Genomic DNA, 8,313 nt, shown 5'->3' with positions numbered 1-8,313 from the left:
TGGCACCGGGAGTTGCTGGGGTCGGAGGACGACCCGGACAGCCTGGTGTCCCGGCAGCTGGCCTTCTGGCGGTCCACTCTGGCCGATCTGCCCGAACAGCTTCCCCTGCCCACCGACCGCCCCCGGCCGGCGATCGCCAGTCACCACGGTGACACGATCCGGTTCGAGGTCGCCGGCGAGGTGCGCGACCAGCTGGTCACGCTGGCCCGGCAGACCGGCACCAGCCTGTTCATGGTGCTGCAGGCCGGACTGGCCAGCGTGCTCAACGCACTGGGCGCGGGCACCGACATCCCGTTGGGCACCCCGGTCGCCGGGCGCACCGACGACGCGCTGGACGGGCTGGTCGGCATGTTCGTCAACACGCTGGTGCTGCGCACCTCGGTCGCCGGCAACCCGACCTTCCGGGAGCTGCTCGGCCGGGTGCGGGAGGTCAACCTGGCCGCCTACGCCAACCAGGACGTGCCGTTCGAACGCCTGGTGGAGGTGCTCAACCCGGTTCGGTCCACCGCGGTGTCCCCGCTGTTCCAGGTCATGCTGGTGCTGCAGAACAACGCGCTGGCCCGCTCCGAGCTGCCCGGTCTGACCGCCGAGTCGGAGCCGATCGACGCCACCGCGGTCAAGTTCGACCTGCGGTTCGAGTTCGTCGAGGAAGACGCGCTGCTGCGCGGCGCCATCGACTTCGCCACCGACCTGTACGAGACCGACTCGGTTCGGCTGATCGCCGAGCGGCTGGCGCGGGTGCTGCGGTCGATGGCCGCCGACCCGGACCGGCGACTGTCCGAACTGGACGTTCTCGCGGACGACGAGCGGCACGCGGTCGTCACCGGGTGGAACGACACCGCCCGGCCGGTCGAACCGCTCGCCCTGCCCGAACTGTTCCAGCGGCAGGTCGCGGCCAGCCCGGACGCCACCGCGCTGGTGTTCGGCGACACCGAGTGCGGCTACGCCGAACTCAACCGGCGGGCGAACCGGCTCGCCCACCTGCTGATCACCCGGGGCGCGAAGCCGGGACAGATCATCGGCCTGCGGCTGCCGCGGTCCACGGAGCTGGTCACCGCGCTGCTCGCGGTGACCAAGACGGGCGCCGCCTACCTGCCGATCGACCCGGCCTACCCGGCCGAGCGGGTCCGCTACCTGCTTGAGGACGCCAAGCCGGCGCTCGTGCTGACTCCCGAGCTGATGGCCGATCTGGCGCACGGCGGAGAGCTGGCCACCTACCCGGACAGCGACCCGGGGGTGCCGATCGACCCGCACAGCGCCGCCTACGTGATCTACACGTCCGGTTCCACCGACCGGCCCAAGGGCGTGGTGGTCGAGCACCGGTCGGTCACCGACTACCTGGCCTGGACGACCCGCGCCTACCGCGGCGTCACCGGGACCGCGCTGGTGCACTCACCGGTGGCCTTCGACCTGACCGTCACCGCGCTGATCACCCCGCTGGTCTCCGGCGGCCGGGTGGTGCTGGCCGATCTTGAGGACCCGATCGGCGTGCCGGTCGACTTCATGAAGGCGACCCCGAGCCACCTGCCGCTGCTGACCAACCTGCCGGCCGCCGTCTCGCCGGGCACCGAGCTGCTGCTCGGCGGTGAGGCACTGACCGGCGAGGCGCTGGCCCCGTGGCGCGCACTGCACCCGGACGTCACGGTGTTCAACGTCTACGGCCCGACCGAGGCCACGGTGAACTGCTCGGAGTACCGGATCGACCCGGGCGTCGAGGTGCCGGACGGGCCGGTGCCGATCGGCCGCCCGCAGGCCAACGCGCGGCTGCTGGTGCTGGACGCCCTGCTGCGGCCGGTGCCGGTCGGCGTGCCCGGCGAGCTGTACATCGCCGGCGCCGGCCTGGCTCGCGGCTACCTCAACCGCCCCGACCTGACCGCCGAGCGGTTCGTGGCCGACCCGTTCGGCCCGGCCGGGGACCGCATGTACCGCACCGGTGACCTGGCCAGGTGGCGCGCGGACGGCAACCTGGAGTACCTCGGCCGGGTCGACTTCCAGGTGAAGCTGCGCGGCTTCCGCATCGAGCTGGGCGAGATCGAGTCGGTGCTGGCCGCGCGCGGCGACGTGGCCCAGGCGGTCGCGCTGGTCCGCGAGGACGAGCCGGGCGACCAGCGGCTGGTCGCCTACGTGGTGCCCGCCGGCGATCCGCTCGACCTGGAGGAACTGCGCGAGCACCTGCGGTCGATCCTGCCCGACTACATGGTGCCCAGCGCGCTCGTCGCACTCGACCAGCTGCCGCTGACCACCAACGGCAAGCTGGACCGGGCCGCGCTGCCGGCCCCCGGGGTGGACGCCGGCCCGTCGCGGGAGGCGAGCAATCCGCAGGAGGAGATCCTCAGCGGCCTGTTCGCCGAGGTGCTCGGCCTGGACCGGGTCGGGGTGGACGACAGCTTCTTCGAACTGGGCGGCCACTCGCTGCTGACCGCCCGGCTCATCGGACGGGTGCGCACCGTGCTCGGCGTTCAGCTGTCCATTCGAGACGTCTTCGAGGCGCCCACGGTGTCGGCGCTGGCCCGCCGGCTGTCCACCAAGGGCGGTCAGGGCGCGTGTGAGGTGCTGATTCCGCTGCGGGTCAAGGGAACCAGGGCGCCGCTGTTCTGCGTGCACCCGTCGGGCTGCATCAGCTGGTCCTACATCGCACTGGCCAGCCACCTCGGACCGGACCAGCCGATCTACGGTCTGCAGGCCCGCGGCATCCTGCAGCCCGACGCGATGCCGGGCAGCGTCGAGGAGATGGCCGCCGACTACGCCGCCCAGATCCGGTCGGTGCAGCCTGAGGGGCCGTACCACCTGCTGGGCTGGTCCTTCGGTGGCCTGGTGGCCCACGAGGTGGCCCGACAGCTGCAGGAGGCCGGGGAAACCGTTGCCCTGCTGGCCACTTTGGACAGCCATCCGGTGCAGGAGGCCGGCGAGGTGCCGGACGACCAGGAACTGCTCGGCGCCATCCTGGTGTTCTTCAACCACCAGCCCGACGAGGCGGACACCCCGGCCGGGGTGCTGGAGGTGTTCCGCCGGGACGGCAACCCGCTGGCCAGCCTGGACGAACAGCAGCTGATGAACTGCGTGCGCGCCTGGCGCAACAACGTCGTGCTGCAGGGCGGTTTCCGGCCCGGCCGCTACCGGGGCAAGCTGCTGCACTTCGTGGCGGCCCAGGACCAGCACGCCAACGCCAATCCACGGGCGTGGGAGCCGTTCGTCGACGGGACGGTGGAGTACCACCGGGTCGACTGCGGACACCACGAGATGATGCGGCCCGACTCGGCGCGGGAGATCGCCCGCGTGATCGCGGAGGAAACCAGGAGGGACAACCGATGACCAACCCGTTCGACGACCCCGAAGGCACGTTCCTGGTGCTGGTCAACGAGGAGAACCAGCACAGCCTGTGGCCGGAGTTCGCGCCGGTGCCCGCCGGCTGGCGCGCCGTGCACGGCCCGGACACCCGGGAGGCGGCGCTGCGCTACGTCACCGAGAACTGGACCGACCTGCGGCCGGCGAGCCTGCTGTCCGCGAGCGGCTGACCGCGGCGCAGCGACCCGAGGAACAGAACCGCGCCGCGCCTCGAACCGAGGCGCGGCGCGGTCGTTTCGGTGGCGGGAGATCCGCCGGGCTGTCCGGACCGGAACCGGTCCGGGTCTCAGACCGAAGTGGACTCCGCGTTCGTCGGTGCGTTCGGCCGCCCGGTCAGGTCGCGGAACACGTCGTCCAGGGACGGCCGCCGCAGCGCGAAGTCCACCACCCCGACGGTCGCGGAGTCCAGCGCGCTGGCCGCCGCGGCGACGGCGGCCATGCCGTCGGGCAGCCGAACGCTGATCGTCCGGTAGTCCTCGCTGACCTGTGGCGGGGCGACCGCGACCGACGCCAGCGCGGACACCGCGGCCGGCACGTCGCCGGCGGCGGCGAGCGACACCTCCAGCCACTCGCCACCCACCCGGCACTTCAGCTCGTCCGGGGTTCCCTCGGCGATCACCAGGCCGTGGTCGACGACCGCGATCCGGTCGGCCAACTGGTCGGCCTCCTCCAGGTACTGCGTGGTCAGCAGCACGGTCACACCGTCGGCGACCTGCTGGCGGATCATCTGCCACAGGGTGTCCCGGCTGGTCGGGTCCAGCCCGGTGGTCGGCTCGTCCAGGAACAGCACGGACGGCGACACGACCAGGCTGGCGGCCAGGTCCAGCCGGCGGCGCATGCCACCGGAGTAGGTCTTGACCAGCCGGTCACCGGCTTCGGTCAGGTCGAACTCGGCCAGCAGGTCCTCGGCCCGCCGCCGGGCGCCGGCCCGGCCCAGGCGCAGCAGGTTGCCCAGCAGCACCAGGTTCTCCCGGCCGGTCAGTTGCTCGTCCACGGCCGCGTACTGGCCGGCCAGCCCGATCCGCCGGCGCACCTCGCGCGGCTCGCGCACCACGTCGTGTCCGGCGACCACCGCGCGGCCGCCGCTGGGTGGCATCAGCGTGGCCAGGATGCGCACGGTGGTGGTCTTGCCGGCCCCGTTGGGGCCGAGCACACCCAGCACCGTCCCGGTCGGCACGCGCAGATCAACGCCGCGCAGCGCCATGTGTCCCCGGTAGTTCTTGCGCAGCCCTTCGGCTTCGATGGCGATGTCCACGACTCACCTGTTTCGGTAGGCACAGTTCGTCACGAATAGCAAAGCAACGGGTGGCTGGCGGGAGGCCAGCGGAACTGGCGCCACGCCAGCGCGCCGGGACATAACGTTCTGCTGCCGGGAGGAGAAATGCGTCTCCGCCGCCGTGGTGCTTCTAGTCGCATCGGGAACGTTCGTTGCAGGTGACCGGCAGAAGGGGTGTACTACATGACCTGGAAACCCATGCAGATTCGGCCGGGTGACATCGGCGCGGAAGCCAGCGCCGAGGGCCTGCTGGAATACTTGCGGTCCGCGGTGGATCTGGACGAACAACTCGTGCAGGCGAAGGCACTGGTTTTTCGCGGATTCAACCTGCCCGAGCAGGATCTGACCGGAGTGCTGGATCTGCTGCTGCCCAACCGGCTGGCCTATGTGCACGGCAATACGCCGCGGACGAAGGTCGGCGAAAACGTCTACACATCGACGGAATATCCTCCGGAGTTCACCATCTCGATGCACAACGAGATGTCCTACGCCTACCAGTGGCCGTCCCGGCTGTTCTTCTACTGCGCGGTGGCCCCGACGACCGGCGGCGCCACCCCGGTGGTGGACGGCACCGCGTGGCTGGCCGTTCTCGACGACGACGTGCGCGAGCGGTTCCTGCCGGGCGTGCGCTACACGCAGAACCTGCACGACGGGATCGGCTTCGGCAAGAGCTGGCAGGCGACCTTCGAGACCGACGACCGGGACGAGGTGGAGGAGTTCCTGGCCACCACCGAGGCGGAGTGGCAGTGGCTCCCGCAGGGCGGCCTGCGCGTCACCCAGCACCGCCGTGCGGTGACCGAGCACCCGGTCACCGGTGACCTGGTGTGGTTCAACCAGGCCGACCAGTGGCACGTGGCGGCGCTGGACCCGGAGACGGCCGCGGCGATGCGGGAGATCCTGACCGACGAGGAGATGCCGCAGACGGTCACGTTCGCCGACGGCTCGCCCATCCCGGCCGCCGACGTGATCCAGGTGCGCGACCGAGGCCTGGCCACCGCGGTGGACGTGGACTGGCACGCCGGCGACCTGATGCTCATCGACAACGTCGCCGTCGGGCACGGCCGACGTCCGTTCACCGGCCCGCGCCGCGTGCTCGTGGCGATGTCCTGAACCTCCTCGGACACCACCCGGCGGTGCGGATGGCCGCGCTCGCCACCGGGATTCCGCTCCGCGTACCACCAGGGCTCACGACCAAGGGAGTCGTTCATGTCGAGCCAGACGGCAGTTCCCGCATTCTCGGTGCTCTCCGGCGCCCAGGTGCACGACGTGCTCAGCGGGAACGAGAAGCACATCGTTGACATCATCGACACGGCGTACCGGGTGCACGGTCGGCACGACACCGTGAACCCGCCGTCGTACTTCCTGAACTTCCCCGACCGGCCCACCGCGCGCATCATCGCGCTGCCCGCCTCGCTGGGCGGGGACAACCGGGTCGACGGGCTCAAGTGGATCTCCAGCTTCCCGGAGAACGTGGCCAACGGGCTGCCCAGGGCGTCCGCGGTGCTGATCCTCAACGACCACGACACCGGCTACCCGTTCGCCTGCCTGGAGAGTTCCATCATCAGCGCCACCCGCACGGCGGCGTCGGCGGCGCTGGCCGCGGACTGGCTGACCCGGGACCGCGGCCGGCCGACCCGGGTCGGCTTCTTCGGGGTCGGCCTGATCGCCCGCTACATCCACACCTACCTGGCCGCCACCGGGTGGTCGTTCGACGAGATCGGCGTGCACGACCTGTCCCAGGCGCACGCCGCCGGGTACCGGGACTACCTGCGGGACAGCGGTACCGGCGCCCGCGTCACCGTGTACACCGAGGCCGAGGACCTGATCCGCAACAGCGACCTGGTGGTGTTCGCGACCGTGGCCGGCCGGCCGCACGTCACCGACCCGGCGTGGTTCGCGCACAACCCGGTGGTGCTGCACGTGTCGCTGCGCGACCTGTCCCCGGAGATCATCCTGGCCTCGTCGAACGTGCTCGACGACGTCGAGCACTGCCTCAAGGCCAACACCTCGCCGCACCTGGCCGAGCAGGCCACCGGCAACCGGGACTTCATCGACGGCACGCTCTACCAGGTGATGACCGGCGCGGTCACGCCACGCCCGGACCGGCCGCTGGTGTTCTCCCCGTTCGGGCTGGGCGTGCTCGACCTCGCCGTCGGCAAGTACGTCTACGACGAGGTGGCCCGGCGCGGCGACCTGGCCACCGTGGAGGGCTTCTTCCACGAGCTGACGCGCTACGGCACGCGCTGACTGTCCCAGAACAGGAGTAGGAAATGCCGATTATCTCGGCTCCACACGAGTTCCACGTCGACGACCTGTACGTCGATCTGGGCGAGGTGCTGGGATGTCCGCTCTACCTGAAGTGCGAGGGGTTCAACTTCGCCGGCTCGATCAAGCTCAAGGCGGCCGCCGAGATGATCGCGGCCGCGGAGCGGACAGGCGTGCTCACCCCGAACTCGATCCTGGTCGAGTCCTCCTCGGGCAACCTGGGCATCGCCCTGAGCATGATCGCGGCCAGCAAGGGCTACCGGTTCGTCTGCGTCACCGACGCGCGGTGCAACCTGGCCACCAAGCGCCTGATGGAGTCGCTGGGCAGCCAGGTGCACACCATCACCGAGCCGGACCCGGAGACCGGCTTCCTTGGCGCGCGGCTGGCCCACGTGCGCGCGCTGTGCGACTCCGACGACCGCTACCTCTGGCTCAACCAGTACACCAACCCGAACAACTGGATCGCGCACTACCAGCGGACCGCGTCGGCGATCAGCCGCCGGTTCCCCAACCTGGACGTGCTGTTCGTCGGCGCCGGCACCACCGGCACGCTGATGGGCTGCGCGCGCTACTTCCGGGACATCGGCGGCGGGGTGCGGGTGGTCGCGGTGGACAGCGTCGGATCGGTGACCTTCGGCACCCCGCCCGGCCCGCGGATGATCCCCGGCCTGGGCACCAGCGTGCGCCCGGACATGCTGGTCGAGTCCTACGTCGACGACGTGGTGCACGTGGCCGAGCCGGACACGGTGCGGCTGTGCCACCAGCTGGCCGGCAGGGGTTTCCTGTTCGGCGGCTCGACCGGGACGGTGATCACCGGCGCCTACCGGTGGCTGGCCGAGCACGACCCGAACAACGAGCTGACCGCGGTGGCGATCTCGCCCGACCTGGGCGAGCGCTACCTGGACACGGTCTACCACGACAACTGGGTGCGCGACATCTACGGCGAGGACGTGCTCGCCGGGGGCCCGCTGCAGGGTGTCGCGGCCGGAGCCGACCGCTCGGAGTTGTCCGGGACCAGCGCGCACTGAGGATTCGCCAGCGGTGACCCACCAGTGGTGGACCACCGACCCCGCCGGCGATGTGTGTGATTTTTGGCAGTAATTGATCGAGACGCAGTAATTGATTGGGACACAGAGGGAGCAATGCGATGACCGCGATGGTCGAGGAGCGTATTTCCAAGATCAAGGAGATCGTCTGCGAGATCCTGGAGTTGGACGAGAGCGAGGTGACCAACACCAGCCTGTTCGTCGATGACCACGGGGCGGACTCGCTGGGTTCGATCGAAATCCTGGCGTCCCTGGAAAAGGCTTTCGGGGTCACGATCGAGCAGTCGGAACTGCCGCGAATGGTCAACCTCGACGGCGTGTACGAAGTGACAGCCGAAGCCGCCGGCTGGTAGCCGAAACGGACAGGAGTGGGGCGAATCC

The 8,313-nt window shown here is 70.4% G+C and carries 7 protein-coding genes; 6 read left to right on the top strand and 1 reads right to left on the bottom strand.

Annotation, left to right across the window (positions count from 1 at the left end; genetic code table 11):
• Together LX83_RS00225 and LX83_RS00220 are read left to right on the top strand one after the other, a co-directional pair.
• On the top strand, window positions 1-3,312 hold a 3,312-nt coding region (locus LX83_RS00225), incomplete at its 5' end, for a non-ribosomal peptide synthetase (RefSeq protein WP_253765641.1).
• Entirely contained in the window at window positions 3,309-3,515 is a 207-nt protein-coding gene (locus LX83_RS00220) for an MbtH family protein (protein ID WP_253765639.1), read from the top strand. The genes LX83_RS00225 and LX83_RS00220, both read left to right, overlap by 4 nt.
• A 116-nt stretch (window positions 3,516-3,631) precedes the next feature.
• On the opposite strand, the gene LX83_RS00215 is transcribed toward LX83_RS00220, so the two are convergent.
• Window positions 3,632-4,600: an ATP-binding cassette domain-containing protein gene (locus tag LX83_RS00215; RefSeq protein ID WP_308203880.1), complete on the bottom strand. Its 969-nt coding sequence runs from the start codon at window positions 4,598-4,600 to the stop codon at window positions 3,632-3,634.
• 204 nt (window positions 4,601-4,804) lie between these two features.
• Here LX83_RS00215 and LX83_RS00210 point away from each other — a divergent pair, with 204 nt between their 5' ends.
• The 4 genes from LX83_RS00210 (at window position 4,805) to LX83_RS00195 (ending at window position 8,285) form a co-directional block, all read left to right on the top strand.
• Entirely contained in the window at window positions 4,805-5,731 is a 927-nt protein-coding gene (locus tag LX83_RS00210) for a TauD/TfdA family dioxygenase (RefSeq protein ID WP_253765637.1), read from the top strand.
• A 96-nt stretch (window positions 5,732-5,827) separates the two neighbouring features.
• Window positions 5,828-6,868 (top strand): 2,3-diaminopropionate biosynthesis protein SbnB, encoded by a 1,041-nt coding sequence (gene sbnB / locus LX83_RS00205; RefSeq protein WP_253765635.1) that lies wholly within the window; start codon window positions 5,828-5,830, stop codon window positions 6,866-6,868.
• Between the two features lie 23 nt (window positions 6,869-6,891).
• Complete coding sequence (gene sbnA, locus LX83_RS00200; protein WP_253765633.1) at window positions 6,892-7,914, top strand: 2,3-diaminopropionate biosynthesis protein SbnA; 1,023 nt, start codon at window positions 6,892-6,894, stop codon at window positions 7,912-7,914.
• A gap of 119 nt (window positions 7,915-8,033) precedes the next feature.
• Window positions 8,034-8,285, top strand: coding sequence for an acyl carrier protein (locus LX83_RS00195; RefSeq protein WP_253765631.1), 252 nt, complete (start codon window positions 8,034-8,036; stop codon window positions 8,283-8,285).
• The last annotated feature ends 28 nt before the right edge of the window (window positions 8,286-8,313 follow it).

The sequence above is a fragment of the Goodfellowiella coeruleoviolacea genome (genome assembly GCF_024171785.1).
Taxonomy (GTDB): Bacteria; Actinomycetota; Actinomycetes; order Mycobacteriales; family Pseudonocardiaceae; genus Goodfellowiella; species Goodfellowiella coeruleoviolacea.
The sequence above is the reverse complement of the archived record's forward strand: the minus strand, read 5'-3'. Positions and strand labels throughout refer to the sequence as shown.

Coding starts and splice junctions, on each gene's coding strand:
- LX83_RS00195 (WP_253765631.1), top strand. CDS start 8,034: ATGACCGCGATGGTCGAGGAGCGTATTTCCAAGATCAAGGAGATCGTC.
- sbnA (WP_253765633.1), top strand. CDS start 6,892: ATGCCGATTATCTCGGCTCCACACGAGTTCCACGTCGACGACCTGTAC.
- LX83_RS00210 (WP_253765637.1), top strand. CDS start 4,805: ATGACCTGGAAACCCATGCAGATTCGGCCGGGTGACATCGGCGCGGAA.
- sbnB (WP_253765635.1), top strand. CDS start 5,828: ATGTCGAGCCAGACGGCAGTTCCCGCATTCTCGGTGCTCTCCGGCGCC.
- LX83_RS00220 (WP_253765639.1), top strand. CDS start 3,309: ATGACCAACCCGTTCGACGACCCCGAAGGCACGTTCCTGGTGCTGGTC.